This window comes from Streptomyces caeni, from assembly GCF_042678285.1.
GTDB lineage: Bacteria > Actinomycetota > Actinomycetes > Streptomycetales > Streptomycetaceae > Streptomyces > Streptomyces caeni.
Genome location: NZ_JBHUDX010000004.1, coordinates 135,550 through 159,692, shown reverse-complemented (window position 1 = coordinate 159,692; position 24,143 = coordinate 135,550). Strand labels below are relative to the sequence as shown.

Sequence of the window (24,143 nt, the reverse complement as noted above, 5' to 3'; positions counted from 1 at the left end):
GGGTCCTACGACGGTGTGCGCGCCGCCGCCAGCAGTCGGGTCACGTCGTCCGAGCAGATGGTGAGCGCCGCGCCGACGGTGGCGAGGACCTCGCACTCGGCGACGGTGTAGGGGCCGTCCGCGAGGGCGATGCGGGCGCCCTGCAGCAGGACGGACTCCCGGCCGGTGGGGGCGAGGTGGGGGGCGAGCGGGTCCAGGGCCTCATGGAGCTCTATGGCCAGGCTGGCGCCGCCCGGTTCGCCGCAGACGCGGCCGGTGTCGGCGGCCAGGGCGTCGACCAGGGCGCTGAGGCTGTCCGCCGTGCAGTCCTCGAAGCCTGCGGCGCGGACCGCGGACGCGGCCGTCTCCAGGGACGTGCGGGAGCCGGTGCCGCCCGCGGCGAGGACGGCGAGGGCCACCGTGTGGACGGCGTCGCGGAGCATCGCGGAGAAGCGGGTGGTGGTCGGGTGGTCGAGGACGTCCGTGCCGTAGTGGTGGCCGCAGGCCGCGCACTCCACGACCGGGCCGGTCTCGCCGCGCGGCAGCACGGGCAGGCCCGCCAGGGAGAAGCTGCGGCGTCCGGTGAGGCGCTGGTAGTTGCGGTCGCCCCCGCAGCCCGGGCAGAAGAACTCGCCGTCGCCGACGGCGGTCCACGTGGTGCGGACACCCAGGAGACGCGCGGCACGGCCCTTGCGGACTCCACGGCCGTTGCGTCCCCGTCCTGGCAGCACGTCGCACCTCCGAAACGGCACGGCAACATCGCCGTGCTGGCGTGATGTTAGCCACATCGTTGATGCGAAGTCAGTACCCCGGACGAGACCTCTCCGTGATCTTTGGCGGAAATGGCCGGTCCGCGACGCGGCCCTGCCCGCCCCCGGGGGCGGGCAGGGCCGTGAAGCCGCCGGTCAGAGGGTCAGCGGGTGGCGCGGTTGACGGCGGAGACGACGGCCTTCAGCGAGGCACGTGTCGTATTCGCGTCGATGCCGATGCCCCACAGGACCTTTCCGTCGATCGCGCACTCGATATAGGAGGCGGCCTGCGCGGAGGCGCCCTCGCTCATGGTGTGCTCCTGGTAGTCCAGGAGGCGTACGTCGATGCCGATGTTCTCCAGGGCGTCGAAGAACGCCGAGATCGGGCCGTTGCCGGTGCCGGTCAGGACGGTGTCCTCGCCGTCGACCGTGGCCTCGACGGTGAGGGTGTCGACGCCGTCCTTGTCGGTGGTCGTCTGGCCCGTCCTGACCTGGATGCGGCCCCACGGGTTACCGGGGTTCGGCAGGTACTCGTCCTGGAAGACCGACCAGATCTCCTTCGGCGTGACCTCGCCGCCCTCGGCGTCCGTCTTCGCCTGGATGATCCTGGAGAACTCGATCTGCATCCGGCGCGGCAGGTCCAGCTTGTGGTCGTTCTTGAGGACGTAGGCCACGCCGCCCTTGCCGGACTGCGAGTTGACGCGGATGACGGCCTCGTAGGAGCGGCCGACGTCCTTGGGGTCGATCGGCAGGTACGGCACCGCCCACTCGATCTCGTCGACGGTCCTGCCCTGGGCCGTCGCCTCGGCCTCCATGGCGTCGAAGCCCTTCTTGATGGCGTCCTGGTGGGAGCCGGAGAAGGAGGTGTAGACGAGGTCGCCGATGTAGGGGTGGCGCGGGTGGACCTCCATCTGGTTGCAGTACTCCCAGGTGCGGCGGATCTCGTCGATGTGGGAGAAGTCGATCTGCGGGTCGACGCCCTGCGAGAAGAGGTTCATCCCCAGGGTGACCAGGTCGACGTTGCCGGTGCGCTCGCCCTGGCCGAACAGGCAGCCCTCGACGCGATCGGCGCCGGCCATCACGGCCAGCTCGGCGGCCGCCACCGCGGTGCCGCGGTCGTTGTGGGGGTGGGCGGACAGGCAGACGTACGCGCGGCGGGAGAGGTTGCGGTGCATCCACTCGAAGCGGTCCGCGTGCGTGGACGGGGTGGAACGCTCCACGGTGGCGGGCAGGTTCAGGATGATCTCGCGGTCCGGGCCGGGCTGCCAGACGTCCATGACCGCCTCGCAGACCTCCAGGGCGAAGTCCAGCTCGGTGTCGGTGAAGATCTCGGGGCTGTACTGGTAGCCGAACTCGGTCTCGGGGCCCAGCAGCTTCTCGGCGTACTCCATCACCAGCCGGGTGCCATCGACGGCGATCTGCCTGATGTCGTCCTTGGAGCCGCGGAAGACGACCCGGCGGAAGACCGGGGCCGTCGCGTTGTAGAGGTGCACGTTCGCGCGCCGGGCGCCCCTCAGGGACTCGACGGTCCGTTCGATCAGGTCCTCGCGGGCCTGGGTGAGGACGGAGACGGTCACGTCCTCGGGGATCGCGCCCTCCTCCTCGATGATGGAGCGCACGAAGTCGAAGTCGGTCTGGCCGGAGGCCGGGAAGCCGATCTCGATCTCCTTGTAGCCCATCTTGACCAGCAGGTCGAACATCGCGCGCTTACGGGCCGGCGACATGGGGTCGATCAGTGCCTGGTTGCCGTCGCGCAGGTCCGTGGACAGCCAGCGCGGGGCCTGGGTGATCCGCTTGTCCGGCCAGGTGCGGTCGGGGATGTCGACCTGCTCGTAGGGGCGGTACTTGTGGATCGGCATGGACGTGGGCTGCTGGCGGTTCGCCATGGTGCGTGGGCTCCTCGTGGGGTCCGGAAGGACGGCCGACGGCGCAACGCCGAACTCCGCGGGGAGGGAGTCGGCCTCGACTACAGGCCCTCGCCGCGGCAGCTAAGGAGGAGCAGCCCGAAACGCATGATGCTCCGCATGCTAGCCGAGCCGCGCCGGATGCGCGGGCCCGTATCAGTATGCGGGACTGGGGTGACATTCCGGACATAAAGTGTCTCAACTCACAGAGACACCAGACCCCGCCCCTTACCACTTTCCCGCGAACCGCACGATCCCCTTCCTCGCCTTTTCACCGATCATGGTTGCAGGTAGTGACAGGCCGGTAACGCAGTGCAAGGGTGCCGGGCATGACCAGCAACGGGAGCCACGAGCCCGCCTTCTGCACCATCGTGCCACCGCATGTCCTCGACAATCTCGCCCAGCACGAGGACTCCGCGCTCGCCACACCCGCGCGCCGCACCCTGGAGCGCGACGCCCTGGAGCGCACCCGCCGCCGGCTGACCACGGTCATCGGGGCCCCCTCGGCGGCGCCGCCCGCGCACGCCGCCGACCAGCCGCACCGCACCGTCTACGACGCCGGGCACCGCCAGGACCTGCCCGGCAGGAAGGTCCGCGGCGAGGGCGACGAGCCCGGCGGGGACGCCACGGTCAACCGGGCCTACGCGGGCCTCGGCGCCACCTACGAGCTGTACCGGACGGCGTACGGCCGCGACTCCATCGACGGCAGGGGGCTGGCGCTGGACGCGAGCGTGCACTTCGGCGAGAACTACGACAACGCCTTCTGGAACGGCGAGCAGATGGTGTTCGGCGACGGGGACAACGAGATCTTCCTCGATTTCACCATCCCGGTGGACGTGATCGGCCACGAGCTGACCCACGGTGTGACCCAGTACACGGCGAACCTGGCCTACTACGGCCAGCCGGGCGCCCTCAACGAGTCGATGTCGGACGTGTTCGGCTCGCTGATCAAGCAGCACGCCCTCGGGCAGACCGCGGCCGACGCCGACTGGCTGATCGGCGCCGGGCTGCTCGCCCCGCGCGTCACCGGCAAGGCGCTGCGCTCGATGAAGAAGCCGGGCACCGCGTACGACGACGACGTGCTCGGCAAGGACCCGCAGCCGGGGACGATGGACGGCTATGTGCACACCAGCCAGGACAACGGCGGTGTGCACATCAACTCCGGCATCCCCAACCACGCGTTCTACCTGGTCGCCACCGAACTCGGCGGGCACGCCTGGGAGCGGGCCGGACAGATCTGGTACGACGTGCTGACCGGCGGGGAGCTGCGGGCTCGGGCGACCTTCGCCGACTTCGCGAAGCTGACCGTGGCGGCCGCCCTGGCCCGGTACCACCGGGGGCAGGAGCAGGAGGCCGTCCTCAAGGCGTGGGAGCAGGTCGGGGTGCCCACCTCGTAGCCCCGGCGCCCGTCACGTACTAGACAGGACCCATGCGTATTCGGGTGAGGCGCACGGGCGGGTTCGCGGGCATCGAGCGCCGGGCCGAGGTGGAGACCTCGGGACGGGCCGACGCCCCCGAGTGGCATGTCCTGGCGGAGCGGGCGCTCGCCGGCGGCCGGGGCGCGCCGCCGGCGGGTGTGCCGGACGGCTTCAGCTACGAGATCACCGTGGACGGCAGGACCGTGTACTGCGCGGATCCCCGGCTCACCGAGGAACAGCGGACGCTGATCTCGAGAGTCCTGAAGGAAGGGGCCTGACCGCCCCCTTCGCCCTCCAGCGGGGGAACAGCCGGTCGGCGCCTGCCCGTTGACTTCCCTTACCCGCGGTAAGGATGATCCGGCGCATGGCGACGAACCCGATACCCCAGTTCCCGGCCGGCTTCCTGTGGGGCGTGTCGACCTCGGCCCACCAGATCGAGGGCGCGGTGGACGAGCGCGGGCCCTCCGTGTGGGACGCGTTCACCGCCGAGCCGGGGCGGGTGAAGGACGGCTCGACCGCGGCGGTGGCGTGCGACCACTACCACCGCTACCGCGAGGACGTGGCGCTCCTGGCGGACCTCGGCGTGGACGCGTACCGTTTCTCGGTCTCCTGGCCCCGGGTCGGTTCCCCCGGGGGCCTCGACTTCTACGACCGCCTGGTGGACGAGTTGTGCGCGGCGGACGTGCAGCCCGTCCCGACCCTCTTCCACTGGGACCTGCCGGTCGCGCTGGACTGGCTGGAGCGCGACACCGCGGCCCGGTTCGCCGAGTACGTGTCCGTCGTCGCCGAACGCCTCGGCGACCGGGTCACCCGGTGGATCACCCTCAACGAGCCCGCCGAGCACACCCTGCTCGGCCACGCGCTCGGCGTCCACGCGCCGGGCAGGCGGCTGATGTTCGACGCGCTGCCGGTGGCCCACCACCAGTTGCTCGCCCACGGTCTGGCCGTACGGGCCCTGCGCGCGGCCGGCACCTTCGACATCGGCATCGCCAACTCGCACGGGCCCACATGGCCCGCGTCCGGGTCGCCGCAGGACGTGGAGGCCGCGGAGTTCTACGACGTCCTGCTCAACCGGCTCTTCTCCGACCCGCTTGTGCTGGGCCGTTACCCGGAGGGCATCGGCGAACTGATGCCGGGCGATGTGGAGTCCGACCTGAAGGTGATCGCGGAGCCGGTCGACTGGTACGGGATCAACTACTACGCGCCGACGAAGGTGGGTGCTCCGCAGGGCGCGGAGATCGATTTCGCCGGCATCACGCTGCCCGCCGAGCTGCCCTTCTCCGTACGGGAGATCGAGGGCCACCCGGTCACGGACTTCGGCTGGCCGGTGGTGCCGGAGGCGCTGACCGAGCTGCTGACCGGCTTCCGCGAGCGCTACGGCGACCGGCTCCCGCCGATCGTCATCACCGAGAACGGCTGCTCCTACGAGGGCATCGACGACCAGGAGCGCGTCGCCTACCTGGACGGCCATGTGCGGGCGCTGCACCGGGCGTTGGAGGCGGGCGTCGACGTGCGCGGCTACTTCGTGTGGTCCCTGATGGACAACTTCGAGTGGGCCGAGGGGTACGCCCGCCGCTTCGGGCTGGTCCACGTCGACCACGAGACGCTGGAGCGCACCCCCAAGGCGTCCTACGCGTGGCTGCGCGACCGGCTGCGGTCGCGGGGATGACGACGGCCGGGCGGACCGTGGACGCCCTCGCCGAGCCCGTCGAACCGGTCGGCGGAGGCTGGACGTCCGCCCTGTCGCTCGCCAACGGCGCGATCTGGGTGGGCTGGTACGGCCCGCTGCAGATCCTGCTCGCCTCGCAGGCGAAGGACTTCGCCCCGGGTTCCGGCATGTCCAAGGAGACCATGCTGGCCTGGGTCACGGGCGCGGGCGCCGTGGTGTCGCTCGTCGCGAACCCGGTCTTCGGCGCGCTGTCGGACCGCACGACGGCGCGCCGGGGCCGCCGCACGCCGTGGATCGTGGCCGGTGCGGCGGGCGGCGCGGCGTCGCTCCTGCTGCTGGCGGGCGCCGGCGGGCCGTGGACCATGGCGCTCGGCTGGTGCCTGGTGCAGCTGACGCTGAACGCGGCCTTCGCCGCGGTGACGGCGGCGGTGCCGGACCGGGTGCCGCGGCTCCAGCGGGGTTCGGTGGGCGGCTGGCTGGGCGCGGCGCAGATCCTCGGCGTGGTCGGGGGCACCGGTCTCGCCGCGGCGGCGGGCGGGGTGGGCGCGGGCTACACGGCGTGCGCACTGTTCACGCTGGCGGGGGTGCTCCCGTACGTCATGGCCTACGAGGACCTGCGGCTGCCGGTGGCGGACCGCCCCGCCTGGTCCTGGCGGGGCTTCCTGGCCGGCTTCTGGCTCAGCCCGCGCCTCCACCCGGACCTGGGCTGGGCCTGGCTGACCCGCTTCCTGATCAATCTCAGCAACGCGCTCGTCCTGCTGTACCTGCTCTACTACCTCCGGGACCGCCTGCACCGCGGCGATCCCGAGCAGGGCGTGCTGGTCCTCACGGCCGTGAACGGCCTCACGCTGCTGGCCACGGTCGTGGCCGGCGGGATCTGGTCGGACCGGGTGGGCCGGCGCAAGCCGTTCGTGATCTGGTCGGGCGTCCTGATGGCGGTGGCGACGGCGGCCCTGGCCGTCTGGCAGACCTGGCCGGGCGCGATCGTCGCGGCGGCGGTGCTGGGGGTCGGCTTCGGCGTCTTCACATCGGTCGACTTCGCGCTGATGACGGACGTCCTGCCGACGGCACTGGACCGCGGGAAGGACCTCGGGGTCATCAATGTCGCCAACGCGCTCCCCCAGGTCGCGGCCCCCGCCCTGGCCGCGCCGGTCGTCACCTACCTGGGGGGCTATCGCGTGCTGTACCTGGTGGCGGCGGTGATCGGGCTGGGCGGGGCACTGCTGGTGGGGCGGATCCGCGGCACGAAGTGAGCCGGACGGCGCGGGCCGCCCGGTCCGCGCCGCCCGGCACGGCACGGTGTCCGAGGGACGGCGTCCACCGGCCGGGTGAAAAGTCCTACGGCTCTGTCAGTCCCGCGTCGTACTCTTGAAACCGCGAGGCCGCCCTCAGCAGCGCGGCCGTACGGAGGAGGAATCGCGGCCTTCAGAGCCGGCCCATGACTCAGACACCCACAGCGCACAGCCCCGCGGAGGGACAGGCCAGAGCGCACTTCACCGTCCCCGCCCAGCACCCCATGGTGACCGTGCTGGGTTCTGGAGACTCCCTCCTGCGCGTGATCGAGAAGGCTTTCCCGGCGGCCGACATCCATGTCCGGGGCAATGAGATCAGCGCGGTGGGCGACGCCGGTGAGGTCGCCCTGATCCAGCGCCTGTTCGACGAGATGATGCTGGTGCTCCGCACCGGACAGCCGATGACGGAGGACGCAGTGGAACGCTCGATCGCCATGCTCCGGGCGGGCGGGACCGGGGAGGGCCCGGAGGAGACCCCGGCCCAGGTGCTCACGCAGAACATCCTGTCGTCCCGCGGTCGCACGATCCGTCCCAAGACGCTCAACCAGAAGCGGTACGTGGACGCGATCGACAAGCACACGGTCGTCTTCGGCATCGGTCCCGCGGGCACCGGCAAGACCTACCTGGCCATGGCCAAGGCCGTGCAGGCCCTGCAGTCCAAGCAGGTCAACCGCATCATCCTGACCCGCCCGGCCGTCGAGGCGGGCGAGCGCCTCGGCTTCCTGCCCGGCACGCTGTACGAGAAGATCGACCCGTATCTGCGCCCGCTGTACGACGCGCTGCACGACATGCTCGACCCGGACTCGATCCCACGGCTCATGGCGGCGGGGACGATCGAGGTGGCACCGCTGGCCTATATGCGCGGAAGGACCCTGAACGACGCCTTCATCATCCTCGACGAGGCCCAGAACACGAGCCCCGAGCAGATGAAGATGTTCCTCACCCGCCTCGGCTTCGACTCGAAGATCGTGATCACGGGTGATGTGACCCAGGTCGACCTCCCCGAAGGGACCAGGAGCGGCCTGCGGCAGGTCCAGGAGATCCTGGAGGGCGTCGAGGACGTCCACTTCTCCCGGCTGTCGTCCCACGATGTCGTACGGCACAAGCTGGTCGGCCGTATCGTCGACGCCTACGAGAAGTACGACAGCAAGCACGGCACCCAGAACGGCACGCACAAGGGCCGGGGCAAGGCCGGGCACAAGGGGAAGTAGACCAGCACGACCATGTCGATCGACGTCAACAACGAGTCCGGCACCGAGGTCGACGAGCAGGCGATCCTCGACATCGCCCGCTACGCGCTCGCGCGGATGCGCATCCACCCGCTCTCCGAGCTCTCGGTGATCGTCGTGGACGCCGACGCCATGGAGCAGCTGCACGTCCAGTGGATGGACCTGCCCGGACCCACCGATGTCATGTCCTTCCCCATGGACGAGCTGCGGCCGCCGTCCAAGGACGACGACGAGCCGCCGCAGGGGCTGCTCGGCGACATCGTGCTGTGCCCGGAGGTCGCCGCCAAGCAGGGCGCCGAGGCACCGACGCAGCACACCATGGACGAGGAGCTGCAGCTCCTGACCGTCCACGGTGTGCTGCACCTGCTCGGCTACGACCACGAGGAGCCCGACGAGAAGGCCGAGATGTTCGGTCTTCAGGCCGCCATCGTGGACGGCTGGCGCGCGGAGAAGGGGCTGAGCGGCCCCTCGCCGGCGCCCACCGTGTCATGAGCCCTCAACTCGTCACCGGCGCGATCGCTCTGGTGGTGGTCGCCTGGCTGGCCGCCTGTGCGGAGGCGGGCCTGGCCCGCGTGTCCAGCTTCCGCGCCGAGGAGGCAGTCCGCAGCGGCCGGCGCGGCAGCGCCAAGCTCGCCCAGGTCGCCGCGGACCCGACCCGCTATCTGAACGTGGCGCTGCTGGTCCGGGTCGCCTGCGAGATGGCCGCCGCCTCGCTCGTCACCTACGCCTGCCTGAAGGAGTTCGCCGGTACCGCCGAGGCCCTCCTGGTCGCGATCGCGGTCATGGTCCTCGTGTCGTACGTCGCCGTCGGCGTCTCCCCTCGCACCATCGGCCGCCAGCATCCGCTGAACACGGCGACGGCGGCGGCGTACGTCCTCGTGCCGCTGGCCCGGGTGATGGGGCCGGTGCCCTCCCTGCTCATCCTCATCGGCAACGCCCTCACCCCCGGCAAGGGCTTCCGCCGCGGCCCGTTCGCCTCGGAGGCGGAACTGCGCGCCCTCGTCGACCTCGCCGAGAAGGAGTCCCTCATCGAGGCCGAGGAGCGCCGCATGGTGCACTCCGTCTTCGAACTCGGCGACACCCTGGTCCGGGAGGTGATGGTGCCGAGGACCGACCTGGTGGTCATCGAGCGCTACAAGACCATCCGGCAGGCGCTGACCCTGGCCCTCAGGTCCGGCTTCTCGCGCATCCCGGTGACCGGGGAGAGCGAGGACGACATCGTGGGGATCGTGTATCTCAAGGACCTGGCCCGCAAGACGCACATCAGCCGCGACGCCGAGTCGGAACTGGTGGCCACCGCGATGCGGCCCGCCACCTTCGTACCCGACACCAAGAACGCGGGCGACCTGCTGCGGGAGATGCAGAAGGAGCGCAACCACGTGGCCGTCGTCATCGACGAGTACGGCGGCACGGCCGGGATCGTGACCATCGAGGACATCCTGGAGGAGATCGTCGGCGAGATCACCGACGAGTACGACCGTGAGCTGCCGCCGGTCGAGGAACTGGGCGGGGACAGCTACCGGGTCACGGCCCGTCTCGACATCGGCGACCTGGGCGAGCTGTACGGGCTCGAAGCGTTCGACGACGAGGACGTGGAGACGGTCGGCGGGCTGCTCGCGAAGGCGCTGGGCCGGGTGCCCATCGCGGGTGCCTCGTCGGTCGTCGAGCTGCCCGACGGGCGTGAGCTGCGGCTGACCGCGGAGGCCGCGGCAGGCCGCAGGAACAAGATCGTGACCGTGCTGGTGGAGCCGGCGGGGCCCGCCGGGCCGCCGGGGGAGGAGCCGAGGCCGGAATGACCCGCAGGAGCTGCGCGCGTTGTGCCTGGCCTTCAACGCCGCCACGGAGGACCTCCCGCTCACCTCGCAGACCTCGGTCTTCAAGGTCCAGGGCAGGCTCTTCGCCCTGGTGAGCCTGGACGCCCGGCCCCTGAAGGTCAACCTCAAGTGCGACCCGGAGGACGCGGTCCGGCTGCGCGCCGAGTACCCGGACCTGATCGTCCCCGGCTGGCACATGCTGCGTTCTCCGGGGGTGGCCCCCAGACCCCCGAGTACCGCTGGAACACCGTCACGGTGGACGGCGAGCTCCCGGACCGCCTGGTCCGGGAGCTCATCGAGGACTCGTACGACCTGGTCGTCGCCGGTCTACCGCGGGCCGACCGCCTCCGCCTCGACCGCCCCTGAGCCCTGCCTCCCGGCCCATCCGACGACTCCGGTGGCGGGGTGAGCGGCCGGGGCGTTCGCACCGCTCCGTATGCTCGGGGCATGACCGACAGCAATGCGCTCGACCCCGAGGACCGCAAGATCGTCACCCTGGCCCGTTCGGTGCGGGCCCGCAATGGCGTGCCCGAGGGCGCCGCCGTGCGGGACGAGACCGGGCGGACGTATGCCGCCGGGACCGTCGCCCTCGACTCGCTCAGGCTGAGCGCCCTGCAGACGGCGGTCGCCATGGCGGTGGCGTCGGGGGCGAAGTCGCTGGAGGCGGCGGCCGTGGTGACCGAGGCGGAGTCCGCCGCCGCGGAGGACCGGGCGGCCGTCCGGGATCTCGGTGGGCCTCGGACGCCGGTGCTGGTGGCCGGGCCCGACGGAACGGTCCGCGAGCGGACGACCGCGGGCTGAGGGTATGACTTCGGCCACTTTTCCCGGCCCCTGAAGAAACCGCCCGGCGTCTCTTGCAATCCCACCGCCCCGGCGCATCAATGGAATCGCTGGTTTCCGACGGACCGTCAGTTGTGCCGTCACGTGGCGTGCCGCACCCCGCCCGTGGACGGTCCGCGTTCAGCGCGCATCTCTCCGCACCCACCGCGGTCCCGTGACACTCCTGTGCGCACGGCCCGCGGCGGTCCGTTGGGCGTCCCCACATGGCAATTCCCGTACCAGGGAAGGGATTTCAATGAGAGGCAAGCGACTCGGCACGGGCACGGCGTTACTCGCGGCGGTCGCCGCGACCGGCCTGGCCTTCACCCAGACCGCGGCCGCCGTCACTCCCCAGACGGCGAGCATCACCGCCGACTGCGGCAGCTTCGGCGGCGGCGCGGCCACGCTCACGGCCACCCAGAGCGGCACCGCCGCCACCATCACCGTGCAGTCCGCGGTGACCGTGCCGATCAGCCTGGCAAAGGACTCGATCACGTCCACGCTCACCCTGGTGAAGGCGGGCGGCGGCACCACCGTCTTCTCCGGCAAGAAGAACCCCGCCATGTCCGCCGGCAGCTCGGTCACCGTGGGCCCGCTCAGCGGCACCGTGGCCTCCGGCGACAGTCTGGAGGCGTACGGCGGCTCGCTGAAGATGACCGTCTTCGGCATCACCATCACCTGCACGGCGACCGGGCCGCAGTCTCCGGGCCCGTTCGTGTTCGACTGACGGTGGGTCCCACCGGACCCGCGGCACCGTGAGCCGGTGCCGCCCGGACACGGGCGGCACCGGTTTGCGCATCGCCCGGCCATAACTGACGGAGCATCAGACCACTTGCGGCATCTCCATTGACTTCTCACACATTCCGCACATCAATGACCCCGTGCCGGCGCAGAACAGCCGCTGCGCCCATGACCACACGAGGGGGCAAGGATGGCTTACGGAATTCGAAGACGCCGCTGGGCCGCGGTGCTCGCGCTGGCCGCCGGTGCGGTGGCCGGCGGCGGCGCACTGGCCTGCCCGGCCGGTGCCACCCCGCAGGAGGTGGCCTTCGCCACCCACTGCATCCCGCCCGCGATCGCGGGAATCCCGCCGATCGACGGCACCACCACCGCGAAGATCACGGTGGACGACGCCAGCCCCAAGGTCGGCGACACGGTCACCGTGACCTACACGGTGGTCACCCCCGCCGCGAGCAACCCCACCGACCTGGCCCTGCCGGCCGACATCATGACGCCCACCGGCAAGGTCGCCCTCGGCGGCGCCCAGACGGGGGACGTCACCGTCACAGGGCCCAAGAAGAACGACCCCGTGCCGGGCAAGGGCGCCTTTCCCTCGTTCAGCATGACCGGCACGTTCACGGTCACCTCGCCCGGTGCCATCACGCTCTCGCCGGGCGACTACAACATCCACACCAGCTACATCCTGGAACTGGACACCCCCTGCACGGTGACCGACCCGCCCGCCCCCGTCTCCGAGACCGTGACGGCGGCGGACACCACCCCGGTCAACAACCGTGCGATCACGCTGAGTTCAGCCTCCGGGAAGCCCGGTGACAGCGTGACCGTCACCGGCAGCAACTTCACCCCGGGCGCGACCGTCACCCTCGCCGGGCGCTCCGGCACCGCGCAGACCGCGGACACGGCGACCGTGACCGCCGACGCCCAGGGAGCCTTCAGCGGCGCGCTCACCGTCAGCGACAGGACGACGACCGGTGTGGTGGCCTACGAGGGCGGCGCCTGGAGCGAGGACGAGGGAGCCGGCCCGGCCACGTACATCGTCGTGGACGACACCCCCGTACCCGCGGACAGCCAGAAACTCACCACCACCGTGAAGGCGGGCACCCTGTCGATGTCGCAGGCCGCGGACACCGTCCAGTTGTCGGCCGTCGACTTCGGCACGGGCGGGGCCTCGCAGGGGGCCCTGCAGACGGTGACGGTCAAGGACTTCCGCGGCGGACCCGCGGGCTGGTCCCTGACCGGCAAGGTCACCGACTTCGCGGGACCGGGCGCGACGATCGACGCCGGCCGGCTGAGCTGGACCCCGGCCTGCGCCACCGAGGCGGGCAGCCCCAGCACCTGCCTGGCCGGTTCGGCGGGCACGGTGGGCACGTCCGGCGCGACCCTGGCCTCCGCCCCCGACGGCACGCTCACCGGTGGTGAGTTCACCGTCGACGCCGGGCTCTCGCTGGACGTGCCGGCGTTCACTCCTCCGGGGTCGTACTCCGGTGTGCTGACGCTGACCCTGACCTGACCGCACACCTCACCCCTCCGGTGGCCGGGCGCCCGCCCCGCGGGACCGCACCCGCCCGTCCACCCCGACCACGTCCGCGGGGGTCCGCACCCATGCGCAAGCCGTACGTCGTCCTGTTGTTCCTGTGCTTGTTCCTCAGCGCGGCGGCGGCACCCTGCCACGCCGCCGACAACGGCGGCTGGTCCGTCTACCCCGTCTCCTCGAAGCTCGGCGCACGCCCCTACTTCTATCTCTCCGCCGATCCCGGGCAGACGATCGAGGACACGGTCGTCGTCGCCAACAAGACCGGCCGCCCCCTCACCTTCCGCCTCTACGCGGCCGACGCCTACAACACCGCGCGCGACGGCGGGTTCGCGGTGCGCACGGTACGGGAGAGGATGCGGGGCGTCGGCGCGTGGGCCAGGCCCGCGCGCTCCCGGGTCACCGTCCCCGGCCACGCGTCGATCAGCGTGCCGTTCACGTTACGGGTGCCCGCGGACGCCGAACCGGGCGACCATCCGGGGGCGCTGGTGGCGCTCGACGATCACGTCGACAGGGGCGGCGGGCCGCTCGCGCTGGGGGTGCAGCGGGCGGTCGGCGCCCGCGTCTACCTCCGGGTGAGCGGGCCGGCCCTCCCCGCGGTCTCCGTCGAGGACGTCCGCGTCAGCCACCACCAGCCGCTGGTGCCCGGCCTCGGGAACAGCACGGCGGCGATCTCGTACACGCTGCACAACACGGGCAACGTCACCCTGAGTCCGAGGGTGGAGCTGCGGGCGCGGGGCCTGTTCGGCCGTACGCTGCTGGCGCGCGGCCTGACGGGGATCCCCTCGCAGCTGCTGCCCGGCCAGCGCGTCCGGCTCACCGAACCGTGGCGGGACGCGCCGCAGCTGGACCGGGGCGACGTCACGCTGACGGCGAGCGCGCGGGGGACGCGCGACTCGGCCGGCGCGTCGTTCCTCGCGCTGCCGTGGCTGGTCGTGGCGGTACTGGCCGCGGCGGCGGCCGCGGCGGCGGCGCTCGCGGTCAGAGCGCGTCGGGGCCGCGCTCGCCGGTCCGTACCCGCACCACCGACTCCACCGGCACCGCCCACACCTTCCCGTCCCCGATCTTCCCCGTCTGCGCGGCCTTCACGATCGCGTCGATGACGGCGTCGGTGTCCGCGTCCTCGACGACGACGTCGATCCGCACCTTGGGCACCAGATCGACCTGGTACTCGGCGCCGCGGTACACCTCGGTGTGGCCGCGCTGGCGGCCGTAGCCGCTGGCCTCGGTCACGGTCAGGCCGTGCACGCCGAGTTCCTGCAGGGCCGCCTTGACCTCGTCGAGGCGGAACGGCTTGACGATCGCGGTGATGAGCTTCATGCCTGGGACGTGACCTTCTGGGTGACGGAGGAGACGGAGTGGGCGACCGGGGCGCCATGGCCCAGGACCCCGTGATCGTAGGCCGTCTCGGCGTGCACCGTAAGGTCCAGGCCGGTGTGCTCCTGCTCCTCGCTCGCGCGGAAGCCCATCGCCTTGTCGATCAGCTTGCCGATGCCGTAGGTGACGGCGAAGGCGTACGCGGCGACGGCGGCCACGGCCACCGCCTGCCTGCCCAGCAGGACGAGCCCGCCGCCGTACAGCAGGCCCTCGCTCCCCTGCGTCATCTCCCGCACCGCGAACAGACCGATGAGCAGGGTGCCGATGACGCCGCCGACGAGGTGAACGCCGACCACGTCCAGCGAGTCGTCGTAGTTCAGCTTGAACTTCCAGCTCACGGCGTACGAGCAGACGACACCGGCGGCGAGGCCCACGACCAGCGCGCCGAGCAGGGACACCGAGCCGCAGGACGGGGTGATGGCGACCAGGCCCGCGACCGCGCCGGACGCCGCGCCGAGCGTGGTGGGGTGGCCGTCCCGCTTCTGCTCCACGAACAGCCAGCCGAGCAGGCCGGTGCAGCCGGCGGCGAGGGTGTTGAGGAAGACCGCCGCGGCGAGGCCGTTGGCGCCAAGGGCCGAGCCCGCGTTGAAGCCGAACCAGCCGAACCAGAGGAGACCGGCCCCCAGCACCACCATGGGCAGGTTGTGCGGGCGCATGGCGTCCTTCTTGAAGCCGAGGCGCGGGCCGAGGACCAGGCACAGGGCGAGACCGGAGGCGCCGGAGGTGATCTCGACGGGGAGGCCGCCCGCGAAGTCGAGGGCACCGAGCCGCTCCAGGATCCAGCCGCCCGGGCCCCACACCCAGTGAGTGACGGGAACGTATACCAGCAGGGCCCACACGGGGACGAAGACGAGCCAGGCCCCGAACTTCGCCCGGTCCGCGATCGCGCCGCTGACGAGGGCCGCCGTGACGATCGCGAAGGTCAGCTGGAAGGTCGCGAACAGGAGGGTCGGCACGGTGCCGTGAAGGCTCGCGGGACCCAGGCCCGCCATCCCGGCGTGCCGCAGATCGCCGATCAGCCCGCCCGCGCTGTCGTCGCCGAAGGCGAGCGCGTACCCGGCGGCCAGCCACACCACCGTGACCAGCGCGATCGACACGAAGCTCATCATCAGCATGTTGAGGACGCTCTTCGTGCGGACCATGCCGCCGTAGAAGAGGGCCAGGCCCGGGGTCATCAGCAGGACGAGGGCGGTGGCGGCGAGCAGCCAGGCGGTGTCGCCGGTGTCGAGGGCGGGGGTCTTTGCGGCGGCCAGGAAGGCGGTCTCCACGGACGGGTCTCCTCGGGGTGCGGGGCTCGTCCGAGGGTCACGGGTGTGCGTTTCCGGTTGCGTACAGATGTGTTTCGCCGACGTTTCGTGTTGCGCGGGGGTTTCCGGAACCTCACCTGGGGCCGTGCCGCGCTCGCCGTGCGAGGCTGCCTCGTGGATCAGGGAGAATGGGCGCCATGAGCGTTCGCAGCCAGTCATCCGAGCCGACACAGGCCGTCCACCGGGCGGGCTTCGCCTGTTTCGTGGGCCGCCCCAACGCGGGCAAGTCCACCCTGACGAACGCTCTGGTCGGGCAGAAGGTGGCAATCACCTCGAACCGCCCGCAGACCACGCGGCACACGGTGCGCGGCATCGTGCACCGTCCGGACGCGCAGCTGATCCTGGTCGACACCCCCGGTCTGCACAAGCCGCGGACGCTGCTGGGCGAGCGGCTGAACGACGTGGTACGCACCACATGGGCCGAGGTGGACGTGATCGGCTTCTGTCTGCCCGCCGACCAGAAGATCGGCCCCGGCGACCGTTTCATCGCCAAGGAGCTCGCGGGGATCAGGAAGACCCCCAAGGTGGCGGTCGTCACGAAGACGGACCTCGTGGACTCCAAGGCCCTGGCCGAGCAGCTGATCGCGATCGACCGGCTCGGCAAGGAGCTGGGGTTCGAGTGGGCGCAGATCGTTCCGGTGTCGGCGGTCGGGGGCAAGCAGGTGGACCTGCTGGCGGACCTGCTGATCCCGCTGCTGCCCGAGGGGCCGGCGCTCTACCCGGAGGGTGACCTGACGGACGAGCCGGAGCAGGTCATGGTGGCGGAGCTGATCCGGGAGGCGGCGCTGGAGGGTGTGCGCGACGAGCTGCCGCACTCGATCGCGGTGGTGGTGGAGGAGATGCTGCCGCGCGAGGACCGCCCGGCGGACAAGCCCCTCCTCGACATCCACGCGAACCTGTTCATCGAGCGCCCGAGCCAGAAGGGGATCGTGATCGGGCCGAAGGGGAAGCGGCTGAAGGAGGTCGGCGTCAAGTCCCGCAAGCAGATCGAGGCGCTGCTCGGGACGCCCGTGTTCCTCGACCTCCATGTGAAGGTGGCCAAGGACTGGCAGCGGGACCCGAAGCAGCTGCGGCGCCTGGGCTTCTGAACGCCCGTCAGCCGGGCGTGGGGGAAGGTCTCAGCGCCCGCAGGGCCTTGCCGGCGCCCTCGGCCTTCAGGTTCACGAAGGCCGGGGTGACGCCCAGGGGGACGTCGTAGCCCGTGAGGGTCCGCGGGCCGCGGACGACGGTGCCGCGGGCGACGTCGTACCAGACTCCGGGCGGGAGGTGGACGGTGCGACTCGCGCCGTCGGTGAGCTGCGGGGCGGCCAGGACCGCCGGGCCGAGCATCCACTCGTCGGTGATCGTGTAGGAGGCCCTGTCCCGCGGGAAGTCGAAGAACAGCGGCCGCATGATCGGGTCGCCGGTGCGCAGCGCGCGCCGCACCTGGTCCCAGATGTACGGCGCGAGGCGTGCGTGCCGGGCGACGGCCTTGCGGTAGAGGTCGACGGTCTCCTGGTCGTAGTCCACCGTGCGGCCCGTCGTGACGTCGACGGTGTCGACGGGAGATGTGGAGGAGTACATCAGCGGCTGCAGCGAGGCGGACTGCGCCCAGCGCACCAGCACCTGTTTGACGGGCGCGGGCCGGCCGCCGGAGCCGCCGATCATGTCGGTGGCGACGAAGGGGTAGCCGATGGTGGAGATGGCCAGGTTCTGGGTCACGGAGGCGCGCAGCGACTCCCAGCCGGTGCCCTTGTCGATCTGCCGGGTGACGAACCCCGCCCGGTGGGCGCTCGCGTCCCAGTGCACGCGGATGCCGACGCCCTGGAGGTCGAACCCGTCGGCGAGTCCGGCGCCGAGCCGCTGGTAGTCGGTGGGCCGGTAGCCGTCGTGCGGGGCGCACCGTTCGTCGAAGAAGCGGGTGTCGAACTTCAGCCCGTCGACGCCGTAGTCGCTCATCAGGGTCCTGAGCCGGCCGGTGTACCAGGCCCTGGCGTCCTGGTCGGCGAGGTCGACGATCCCGGCGGTGCCGTTCCACCAGGTGACGGTGCACGGCTTGGAGGGGTCGGCCGCGTCCTTCAGCAGGTACCCGTGGTCGGCGGCGTACCGGTACGCGTCGGAGTCGAGGTTGATCCACAGGGTGACCCAGAGGCCGAGGTCGAAGCCGAGGTCGTGGATGGTCCGCGACATGGCCCTGGGGTCGGGGTACGCCTTCGGGTCGAAGGTCATGTTCCCGTAATGCGACTCCCATTTGTCGTCGAGCTGGAGGGTGTGCCCGGCGAGTCCGTTGTCGTGCAGGTCGCGGGCGTAGTCGAGGAGCCCGGCCTGGTCGACGTGGGTGTAGAACTGCGCCCAGGAGTTCCACACCGGCGTGGCGTACTGCTCGTGGGTGGCGTCGCTCTTGGCGGGCTTGCCGACGATGCCGATGTAGTCGCGGTAGACCTCCAGCGGTGTGGACTCCACGAAGACGGTCGCCCGGTAGGGCTCGGCGGACTCTACGTCGAAGCGGCCGAGGCCGTCCTTGCCCCGGTTGATCGCCACGTCCATGACGTGCCCGGTGTCGACGTGCAGCCCGGCCGCGCTCGACGTGTACCAGAAGGGGTCGATCATCTGGTACGAGGCCGGGCCGAAGGCCGGGTGGACGACCTCGCCGGCGTCGAGCGGCCAGGGCTGGTCGGTGCCGGGGCCGCCCTGCGGGGTCTCGGCCTCCCCGTGCCCGTACCAGTGGCCGGCGGACGCCAGGTCGTAGGCGAGTCCGAGCCGGTCGGGGTCCGCTCCCCCGACGGTCCAGTCGAGGTGGTAGCGGTCGGCGGAGGGGGTGACGCGGGCCCGGACCGTGGCGCCGGTGGCCGTCGTGTCCGCGGTGAGGGCGAGGACTCCGTCCTTCCAGGACCAGCCGGTGACCTCGGTGGCGTGCTGCCAGACTCCGTCGGCGCGGAAGCGCAGGGCGCCGGTGTCGCCGCCCGCGGTGGCCAGGACGCCGGTGCCGGACCGGCTGGTCGCGAGGGCGAGCCGGGCCGTCGTCACCTCGACGGTGTAGCCGGGGGCGTTCCCGGAGGGCGGCACGGTCAGGGCGAGCCGGCCGGCGGACGCGGAGAACCGGGCGGCCGGGAGAGCGGGGGCGGCCTGTACCGGTGCGGTGAGGCCGGCGGGGAGGGCCGGGGCCAGTGTCACGGTCGCGAGCAGTGCCCTGAGTCCGCGTGATGGTCCGCGCACAGCACATGTCCTTCGACGGGGGCGGTCAGGGGCCGGGAGGCGCGAGTCAGAGGTCGGTCCGTGCAAAGTCGTGCTCGATTCAGCTCGATCCAGCCGATGATCGAGCGGTGTTCATCATGTGTCAACGACCGTTTGCGGTCGGCCCGGTGCGTCACGCCGGCCGTCTGAAGCCGATCGTCGGCACCGCCCGGCGCCGCGGCCACGGCTCCACGCACACCTCGGGGAGCAGTCCGTCCAGGAAGGCGTACCGGCGCAGCGCCGCGGGCGCCTGGTTCTCGTACGACTGCACCTTCCGCCACCAGGCCGCGATCTCCGACCACCCGGGCGCCGAGAGCGACCCGCCGAACTCCTGCACGGACAGGGCGGCGGTCAGCCCCGCGAAGGCGAGGCGGTCGGCCAGCGGCCACTCGGCGAGCGTGCCCGTCACGAACCCCGCAACGAAGACGTCCCCCGCGCCCGTGGGGTCCAGCGCCTCGACGGCGATCGCGGGCACGGCGGCGGTCTCCCCGGTACGCCGGTCGACGGCGTACGCGCCCTCCGCGCCGAGGGTGACGACGGCCAGCGGCACATACTCGGTGAGCGCGTGCGCGGCGGCGCGCGGGCAGTCCGTGCCGGTGTACCGCATGGCCTCGTCCGCGTTGGGCAGGAACGCCTCGCACAGTTCGAGGTCGGCCAGGCCCGCCAGGTTCCAGGCGCCGGTCTCGTCCCAGCCGACGTCGGCGAAGATACGGGTGCCCTGCCGGGCGGCGGTGGCGATCCAGGGGGCGCGTCTGCCGGGGGTCAGGGAGGCGACGGCGGCGCGGACACGGGGCGGGCAGTCGGGTGCGGGCTCCTGTGGCGGCGGCTCGTGGCCGTGGGAGACCATGGTCCGCTCGCCCTCGTACGCCATGGAGACGGTGACCGGGGAGTGCCAGCCGGGAACCGTCCGCGAGGGCGACAGGTCGATGCCCTCACCCCGTTCCAGGGCGTCCCAGCAGTAGTCGCCGTAGTGGTCGTCGCCGAAGGCCGCCGCCAGGCAGGTCTTCAGGCCCAGGCGGGCCAGCGCGGTGGCCATGTTGGCGACGCCGCCGGGACTCGACCCCATGCCCCGCGCCCAGCTCTCGGTGCCGCGCACCGGGGCCGAGTCGAGCCCGGTGAAGATGATGTCGAGGAAGACCGTGCCCGTCAGATACACGTCCCAGGGCGGGTCCTCCGGCAGGCGCAGGACGGCAAGGGGATCGATGTGGGCCTGGCGGTGCGGTCCCTCTCCGATGGACGCGGTCACGGTGCGCTCCCTGGCGTGATGCGGATCCAGCCAGTGTGCACCAAGCGCCCCTTCGAAGGGGCCGGTCACACGAGAGCGGCGACGGACGGGCGCCGGGGGCCGCGGCCGCGGGCCGTTACCAGCGGGGGACGGTCGGTGTGGCCCAGGCGGGGTTCGCGATGCGCATCGCGGCCTCGTCGTCGCGGTCGCGCAGGGCGCCGTCACCGGTGAGCCAGCGCTCGTGAAGGGCGGCCATCCGGTCGCGGTCCAGCGTGACGCCGAGGCCGGGGGCGTCCGGCACGGCGATCGTGCCGTCCCGGAAGGCGAGGCGCTCGGTGAGGACGTCCTCGGACTGCCACGGGTAGTGGGTGTCGCAGGCGTGGTGGAGGTCCGGCACGGTCGAGGCGACATGGGTCATCGCGGCGAGGGAGATGCCGAGGTGCGTGTTGGAGTGCATGGACACCCCGACCCCGAACGCACGGCAGACGGCGGCGAGTTCGCGGGTGGCGCGCAGCCCTCCCCAGTAGTGGTGGTCGCAGAGCAGCACCTGGACGGCGCCGCGCGTGAACGCCTCCTCGATCTCGGCGAACGTGGTGACGCACATGTTGGTGGCCAGCGGCACCTCGGTGCCCGCGGCCACCTCGGCCATGGCGGGCGTGCCGAGGGCGGGGTCCTCCAGGTACTCGAGGACGTCGGCCAGTTCCCGGGCCACCCTCAGCGAGGTCTCCACGGACCAGGCACCGTTCGGGTCCAGGCGCAGCGGGTGCCCGGGGAACGCCTCGGCGAGGGCGCGGACCGCGGCGGTCTCCTCGTCCGGCGGGAAGACCCCGCCCTTGAGCTTGAAGGACCGGAAGCCGTAGCGCTCCTTGAACGCCCGGGCCTGGGCGACGACTCCCGCCGGATCGAGGGCGGCACCCCAGTCGTCCTTCTCGCCGGCCACGCCCTCGGGATGGCCGGCCCACCGGTAGAAGAGGTAGCCGCTGTACTCGACCGCGTCCCGCACCCTGCCGCCGAGCAGTGCGTGCACGGGCAGTCCGAGCGCCTGGCCGAGGGCGTCGAGGCAGGCGACCTCGAAGGCGGACAGGACGGACAGGCGCAGCTTTTCGGCGGTCTGGACGCCGCGCAGCCCGCCGACGTCGACCCGGCCACTGGCCCGGGAGGGGTCGACGGCGACCTCGCCGGCGAGGGCGGACAGCCCGTTCAGCTCCGTCACCGGGCGGCCGGCCAGTCTGTCCGCCAGCGGCCGGGCCAGCTCCAGGTACTTGGTGTCGCCGTACGTCTCGCCGAGTCCCGTGATCCCGTCGGCCGTCACCACCTCCACGATCAGACGGGGCGTGTACGGCTGGTGGACGCCCTGCGTGTTCAGCAGCGGCGGGTCGGCGACCAGAACCGGGGTCAGGCGCACCTCGGCGATGGACAGGTCGCAGGAGGTCTCGGCGGTCACAGGGCGACTCCCCTTTCGTTTCGCCGTATGGACGCCATCCATGTATGCGAACAGCATAGGGCAGCGCGCTCCTACCCGGCCGCCCGCCCCGCAAACCGGCACGGCACCGGCACCGGCACCGGCACCGGCACCGGCGGAACCGTCCCCGGCCGCCTACGGGAACTCGTATGCGTCCACCTCGGCGATGTAGCGCGCCCGCCGCTCCTCGTCGTGCTCCAGGAAGGAGGCGGCGAAGGAGTTGCGGGCCAGCTCGCGCAGCCGCTCCTCGCCCAGGCCGAGCGCGGCCCGCACGGCGTCGAAGTTGTCCCCCGCGTACCCGCCGAAGTACGCGGGGTCGTCGGAGTTGACGGTGCACAGCAGCCCGGCGTCCAGCATGGCCGCGAGCGGATGGTCCGCCAGGGCGTCCACGGCGCGCAGACGCACGTTCGACAGGGGGCACAGGGTCAGCGGGATCCGCTCCCGCGCGAGCCGCTCGACGAGCGCCGGATCCTCCATGCAGCGCAGCCCGTGGTCGACGCGTTCCACGCCGAGCACGTCGAGGGCCTCGGTGATGTACTCCGGCGGCCCCTCCTCACCGGCGTGCGCCACACGGTGCAGGCCCAGGGCGGCGGCCGCCTCGTACACCTCGCGGAACTTCCCCGGCGGATTCCCGGTCTCGGCCGAGTCGAGACCGATGCCGGCGATCCGGTCGAGGTACGGCCGCGCCGCCTCCAGGGTCTCCATGGCCGACTCGGCGGACTCGTCGCGCAGGAAGCACATGATCAGCCGGGTGGAGACGCCATGGTTGTCCTGGCTGCCGCCGAGCGCCCGCCACAGTCCCTCGACGACCGTGCCCATGCCGACCCCGCGCGCCATGTGGGCCTGCGGATCGAAGAAGATCTCGGCGTGCCGCACGCCCTGCGCGGCGGCCCGCGCGAGATAGGCGTCCGCAAGGTCCCCGAAGTCCCGTTCCGTCCGCAGGACGGCCATGAGCTCGTAGTACAGGTCCAGGAAGGACTGGAGGTCCTCGAACCGGTACGCCGTGCGAAGGGCGTCCGCGTCGGCGTACGGCAGCGTCACGCCGTTGCGCGCGGCCAGCTCGAACGCCAGCTCGGGCTCCAGGGTGCCTTCGATATGCAGGTGCAGTTCCGCTTTCGGGAGGGGCATCGCAGCATCGTACGGCCGTTTCACCGGCGTTTCGGTACCGGCACCGTCATCAGATCGTGTGCCACGGTCAGTTCGCCGTCAAACCCGGCGGCCCGTGCCTCCCGCCCGAACGCTTCGGGTTCGGCGTAGCGCTGGCTGAAGTGGGTGAGGACGAGATGGCGCACCCCGGCCTCCGCGGCGACGCGCCCGGCCTGACCGGCGGTCAGGTGGCCGTGGTCCTCGGCCAGGTGCGCGTCCGCGTCGAGGAACGTGGACTCGATGACCAGCAGGTCGCAGCCCTCGGCGAGGACGGGCACGGCCTCGCACAGCCGCGTGTCCATCACGAAGGCGAACCGCTGCCCGCGCCGCACCTCGCTCACCTCGTCGAGCGGGACACCGCCGAGGGAGCCCTCCCGCTGGATCCGTCCGACGTCGGGCCCCTGGATGCCGTGCGCGGCGAGCCGTTCGGGCAGCATACGGCGCCCGTCGGGCTCGACCAGCCGGTAGCCGTAGGACTCGACGGGGTGGGACAGCCGGCGGGCCTCAAGGGTGTAGGCGGGAGTGACCGCGAGCGGACCGTCGGCGGCGACGGGCGCCTCGGTCACCCGTACCGTCTCCCGGTACGCCGTCGCGTACCGCAGCCGCTCGAAGAACCGCTGCCCCGACTCCGGGTAGTGTGCGGTGATCCGGTGGCGCACCTGGTCGAGGCTGATGCGCTGGATCACCCCGGCGAGTCCGAGGCAGTGGTCGCCGTGGAAGTGCGTGACGCAGATCCGGTGCAGGTCGTGGGCGGCGACCCCGGCACGGAGCATCTGCCGTTGGGTGCCCTCGCCGGGGTCGAAGAGGATTCCCTCCCCGTCCCACCGCAGCACATAGCCGTTGTGGTTGCGCTGCCGGGTGGGCACCTGGCTGGCGGTGCCGAGGACCACCAGTTCGCGTACCGACACGGTGGCTTATCCGGGGGGCCACTGCAGGCCGCGGCCGCCCAGGACGTGGGCGTGCGCGTGGAAGACGGTCTGGCCCGCCCCGCCGCCGGTGTTGAAGACGACACGGTAGTGGTCGAGCTTCTCGTCCGCGGCGACCTCGCCGGCCTCCCGGAGCACGTCGGCGGCCACGGCCGGTGCGGCGGCGGCGAGGGAGGCGGCGTGCGGGTAGTGCAGCCGGGGGATGACCAGCACATGGGTCGGCGCTTGGGGGTTGATGTCCCGGAAGGCGACCGTGGTCTCGGTCTCCCGGACGATCGTCGCCGGGATGTGCCCCGCGACGATCTTGCAGAACAGACAGTCGTCCTGCGGCTCTCCCGCCAT

21 protein-coding genes and 2 pseudogenes are annotated in these 24,143 nt (G+C 71.8%); 13 read left to right on the top strand and 10 right to left on the bottom strand.

The window, feature by feature from the left end:
- Window positions 1-5: 5 nt before the first annotated feature.
- Both ACFSL4_RS02120 and leuA read right to left on the bottom strand, forming a co-directional pair.
- Window positions 6-710, bottom strand: a complete 705-nt coding sequence (locus ACFSL4_RS02120) for a TerB family tellurite resistance protein (RefSeq protein WP_381077595.1) — start codon at window positions 708-710, stop codon at window positions 6-8.
- A 182-nt stretch (window positions 711-892) separates the two neighbouring features.
- Window positions 893-2,614 carry a 2-isopropylmalate synthase gene (leuA, locus tag ACFSL4_RS02115; protein ID WP_381077592.1) on the bottom strand — a complete coding sequence of 574 codons (1,722 nt, stop codon included), beginning with the start codon at window positions 2,612-2,614 and terminating at the stop codon, window positions 893-895.
- A 347-nt stretch (window positions 2,615-2,961) separates the two neighbouring features.
- On the opposite strand from leuA, the gene ACFSL4_RS02110 reads away from it, so the two are divergent.
- The 12 genes and pseudogenes from ACFSL4_RS02110 to ACFSL4_RS02055 all read left to right on the top strand — a co-directional run.
- A complete protein-coding gene (locus tag ACFSL4_RS02110; RefSeq protein ID WP_381077589.1) occupies window positions 2,962-4,029 on the top strand; it encodes a M4 family metallopeptidase in 1,068 nt (355 codons plus the stop codon).
- 32 nt (window positions 4,030-4,061) lie between these two features.
- Window positions 4,062-4,328: a protealysin inhibitor emfourin gene (locus ACFSL4_RS02105; protein ID WP_381077587.1), complete on the top strand. Its 267-nt coding sequence runs from the start codon at window positions 4,062-4,064 to the stop codon at window positions 4,326-4,328.
- A 74-nt stretch (window positions 4,329-4,402) separates the two neighbouring features.
- Window positions 4,403-5,719 carry a GH1 family beta-glucosidase gene (locus tag ACFSL4_RS02100; RefSeq protein WP_381077584.1) on the top strand — a complete coding sequence of 439 codons (1,317 nt, stop codon included), beginning with the start codon at window positions 4,403-4,405 and terminating at the stop codon, window positions 5,717-5,719.
- A complete protein-coding gene (locus ACFSL4_RS02095) occupies window positions 5,716-6,972 on the top strand; it encodes an MFS transporter (protein ID WP_381077582.1) in 1,257 nt (418 codons plus the stop codon). Before ACFSL4_RS02100 ends, ACFSL4_RS02095 begins: the two co-directional genes overlap by 4 nt.
- A gap of 185 nt (window positions 6,973-7,157) precedes the next feature.
- The gene (locus tag ACFSL4_RS02090; RefSeq protein ID WP_381077579.1) at window positions 7,158-8,222 is read left to right on the top strand and encodes a PhoH family protein; all 1,065 of its coding nucleotides are present in this window, start codon (window positions 7,158-7,160) and stop codon (window positions 8,220-8,222) included.
- Window positions 8,223-8,234: 12 nt separating this feature from the next.
- Entirely contained in the window at window positions 8,235-8,732 is a 498-nt protein-coding gene (gene ybeY, locus ACFSL4_RS02085) for an rRNA maturation RNase YbeY (protein ID WP_381077576.1), read from the top strand.
- A complete protein-coding gene (locus ACFSL4_RS02080) occupies window positions 8,729-10,036 on the top strand; it encodes a hemolysin family protein (RefSeq protein WP_381077573.1) in 1,308 nt (435 codons plus the stop codon). The genes ybeY and ACFSL4_RS02080 overlap by 4 nt, the downstream gene beginning before the upstream one ends.
- Before the next feature lie 10 nt (window positions 10,037-10,046).
- Window positions 10,047-10,420 (top strand): annotated as a pseudogene (locus ACFSL4_RS02075) (MmcQ/YjbR family DNA-binding protein).
- 81 nt (window positions 10,421-10,501) lie between these two features.
- The gene (locus tag ACFSL4_RS02070; protein WP_381077570.1) at window positions 10,502-10,855 is read left to right on the top strand and encodes a cytidine deaminase; all 354 of its coding nucleotides are present in this window, start codon (window positions 10,502-10,504) and stop codon (window positions 10,853-10,855) included.
- Between the two features lie 274 nt (window positions 10,856-11,129).
- Entirely contained in the window at window positions 11,130-11,600 is a 471-nt protein-coding gene (locus ACFSL4_RS02065; RefSeq protein WP_381077567.1) for a hypothetical protein, read from the top strand.
- A 204-nt stretch (window positions 11,601-11,804) separates the two neighbouring features.
- The gene (locus tag ACFSL4_RS02060) at window positions 11,805-13,124 is read left to right on the top strand and encodes a WxL domain-containing protein (protein WP_381077565.1); all 1,320 of its coding nucleotides are present in this window, start codon (window positions 11,805-11,807) and stop codon (window positions 13,122-13,124) included.
- Between the two features lie 92 nt (window positions 13,125-13,216).
- A pseudogene (locus ACFSL4_RS02055) lies at window positions 13,217-14,230 on the top strand (DUF916 domain-containing protein); the annotation flags it as partial.
- On the opposite strand, the gene ACFSL4_RS02050 reads toward ACFSL4_RS02055, so the two are convergent.
- Window positions 14,127-14,465 (bottom strand): P-II family nitrogen regulator, encoded by a 339-nt coding sequence (locus tag ACFSL4_RS02050; RefSeq protein WP_381077562.1) that lies wholly within the window; start codon window positions 14,463-14,465, stop codon window positions 14,127-14,129. The pseudogene ACFSL4_RS02055 and the gene ACFSL4_RS02050 overlap by 104 nt on opposite strands.
- A complete protein-coding gene (locus tag ACFSL4_RS02045; RefSeq protein ID WP_381077560.1) occupies window positions 14,462-15,790 on the bottom strand; it encodes an ammonium transporter in 1,329 nt (442 codons plus the stop codon). The genes ACFSL4_RS02050 and ACFSL4_RS02045 overlap by 4 nt, the downstream gene beginning before the upstream one ends.
- A 167-nt stretch (window positions 15,791-15,957) precedes the next feature.
- On the opposite strand from ACFSL4_RS02045, the gene era reads away from it, so the two are divergent.
- On the top strand, window positions 15,958-16,917 hold the full coding sequence (era, locus tag ACFSL4_RS02040) for a GTPase Era (RefSeq protein WP_381077558.1): 960 nt from the start codon (window positions 15,958-15,960) through the stop codon (window positions 16,915-16,917).
- Window positions 16,918-16,924: 7 nt separating this feature from the next.
- Here the strand turns inward: era and ACFSL4_RS02035 are convergent, their stop codons facing one another.
- The 6 genes from ACFSL4_RS02035 to ACFSL4_RS02010 form a co-directional block, all read right to left on the bottom strand.
- Entirely contained in the window at window positions 16,925-19,024 is a 2,100-nt protein-coding gene (locus ACFSL4_RS02035; protein WP_381077555.1) for a glycoside hydrolase family 31 protein, read from the bottom strand.
- A 151-nt stretch (window positions 19,025-19,175) separates the two neighbouring features.
- On the bottom strand, window positions 19,176-20,288 hold the full coding sequence (locus ACFSL4_RS02030) for a carbohydrate kinase family protein (RefSeq protein WP_381077553.1): 1,113 nt from the start codon (window positions 20,286-20,288) through the stop codon (window positions 19,176-19,178).
- Window positions 20,289-20,403: 115 nt separating this feature from the next.
- Window positions 20,404-21,711, bottom strand: a complete 1,308-nt coding sequence (locus ACFSL4_RS02025; RefSeq protein WP_381077551.1) for a glucarate dehydratase family protein — start codon at window positions 21,709-21,711, stop codon at window positions 20,404-20,406.
- A gap of 153 nt (window positions 21,712-21,864) precedes the next feature.
- A complete protein-coding gene (locus tag ACFSL4_RS02020; protein WP_381077548.1) occupies window positions 21,865-22,857 on the bottom strand; it encodes an adenosine deaminase in 993 nt (330 codons plus the stop codon).
- Window positions 22,858-22,877: 20 nt separating this feature from the next.
- The gene (locus ACFSL4_RS02015; protein ID WP_381077545.1) at window positions 22,878-23,783 is read right to left on the bottom strand and encodes a ribonuclease Z; all 906 of its coding nucleotides are present in this window, start codon (window positions 23,781-23,783) and stop codon (window positions 22,878-22,880) included.
- A gap of 6 nt (window positions 23,784-23,789) precedes the next feature.
- Window positions 23,790-24,143 (bottom strand): histidine triad nucleotide-binding protein, encoded by a 354-nt coding sequence (locus ACFSL4_RS02010; protein WP_381077543.1) that lies wholly within the window; start codon window positions 24,141-24,143, stop codon window positions 23,790-23,792.

What these genes read in the sequence shown, in the direction of transcription:
- leuA (WP_381077592.1), bottom strand. Translation starts at nt 2,614, where the DNA reads ATGGCGAACCGCCAGCAGCCCACGTCCATGCCGATCCACAAGTACCGC.
- ACFSL4_RS02110 (WP_381077589.1), top strand. Translation starts at nt 2,962, where the DNA reads ATGACCAGCAACGGGAGCCACGAGCCCGCCTTCTGCACCATCGTGCCA.
- ACFSL4_RS02105 (WP_381077587.1), top strand. Translation starts at nt 4,062, where the DNA reads ATGCGTATTCGGGTGAGGCGCACGGGCGGGTTCGCGGGCATCGAGCGC.
- ACFSL4_RS02100 (WP_381077584.1), top strand. Translation starts at nt 4,403, where the DNA reads ATGATCCGGCGCATGGCGACGAACCCGATACCCCAGTTCCCGGCCGGC.
- ACFSL4_RS02095 (WP_381077582.1), top strand. Translation starts at nt 5,716, where the DNA reads ATGACGACGGCCGGGCGGACCGTGGACGCCCTCGCCGAGCCCGTCGAA.
- ACFSL4_RS02090 (WP_381077579.1), top strand. Translation starts at nt 7,158, where the DNA reads ATGACTCAGACACCCACAGCGCACAGCCCCGCGGAGGGACAGGCCAGA.
- ybeY (WP_381077576.1), top strand. Translation starts at nt 8,235, where the DNA reads ATGTCGATCGACGTCAACAACGAGTCCGGCACCGAGGTCGACGAGCAG.
- ACFSL4_RS02080 (WP_381077573.1), top strand. Translation starts at nt 8,729, where the DNA reads ATGAGCCCTCAACTCGTCACCGGCGCGATCGCTCTGGTGGTGGTCGCC.
- ACFSL4_RS02070 (WP_381077570.1), top strand. Translation starts at nt 10,502, where the DNA reads ATGACCGACAGCAATGCGCTCGACCCCGAGGACCGCAAGATCGTCACC.
- ACFSL4_RS02065 (WP_381077567.1), top strand. Translation starts at nt 11,130, where the DNA reads ATGAGAGGCAAGCGACTCGGCACGGGCACGGCGTTACTCGCGGCGGTC.
- ACFSL4_RS02060 (WP_381077565.1), top strand. Translation starts at nt 11,805, where the DNA reads ATGGCTTACGGAATTCGAAGACGCCGCTGGGCCGCGGTGCTCGCGCTG.
- ACFSL4_RS02050 (WP_381077562.1), bottom strand. Translation starts at nt 14,465, where the DNA reads ATGAAGCTCATCACCGCGATCGTCAAGCCGTTCCGCCTCGACGAGGTC.
- era (WP_381077558.1), top strand. Translation starts at nt 15,958, where the DNA reads ATGGGCGCCATGAGCGTTCGCAGCCAGTCATCCGAGCCGACACAGGCC.
- ACFSL4_RS02020 (WP_381077548.1), bottom strand. Translation starts at nt 22,857, where the DNA reads ATGCCCCTCCCGAAAGCGGAACTGCACCTGCATATCGAAGGCACCCTG.
- ACFSL4_RS02010 (WP_381077543.1), bottom strand. Translation starts at nt 24,143, where the DNA reads ATGGCGGGAGAGCCGCAGGACGACTGTCTGTTCTGCAAGATCGTCGCG.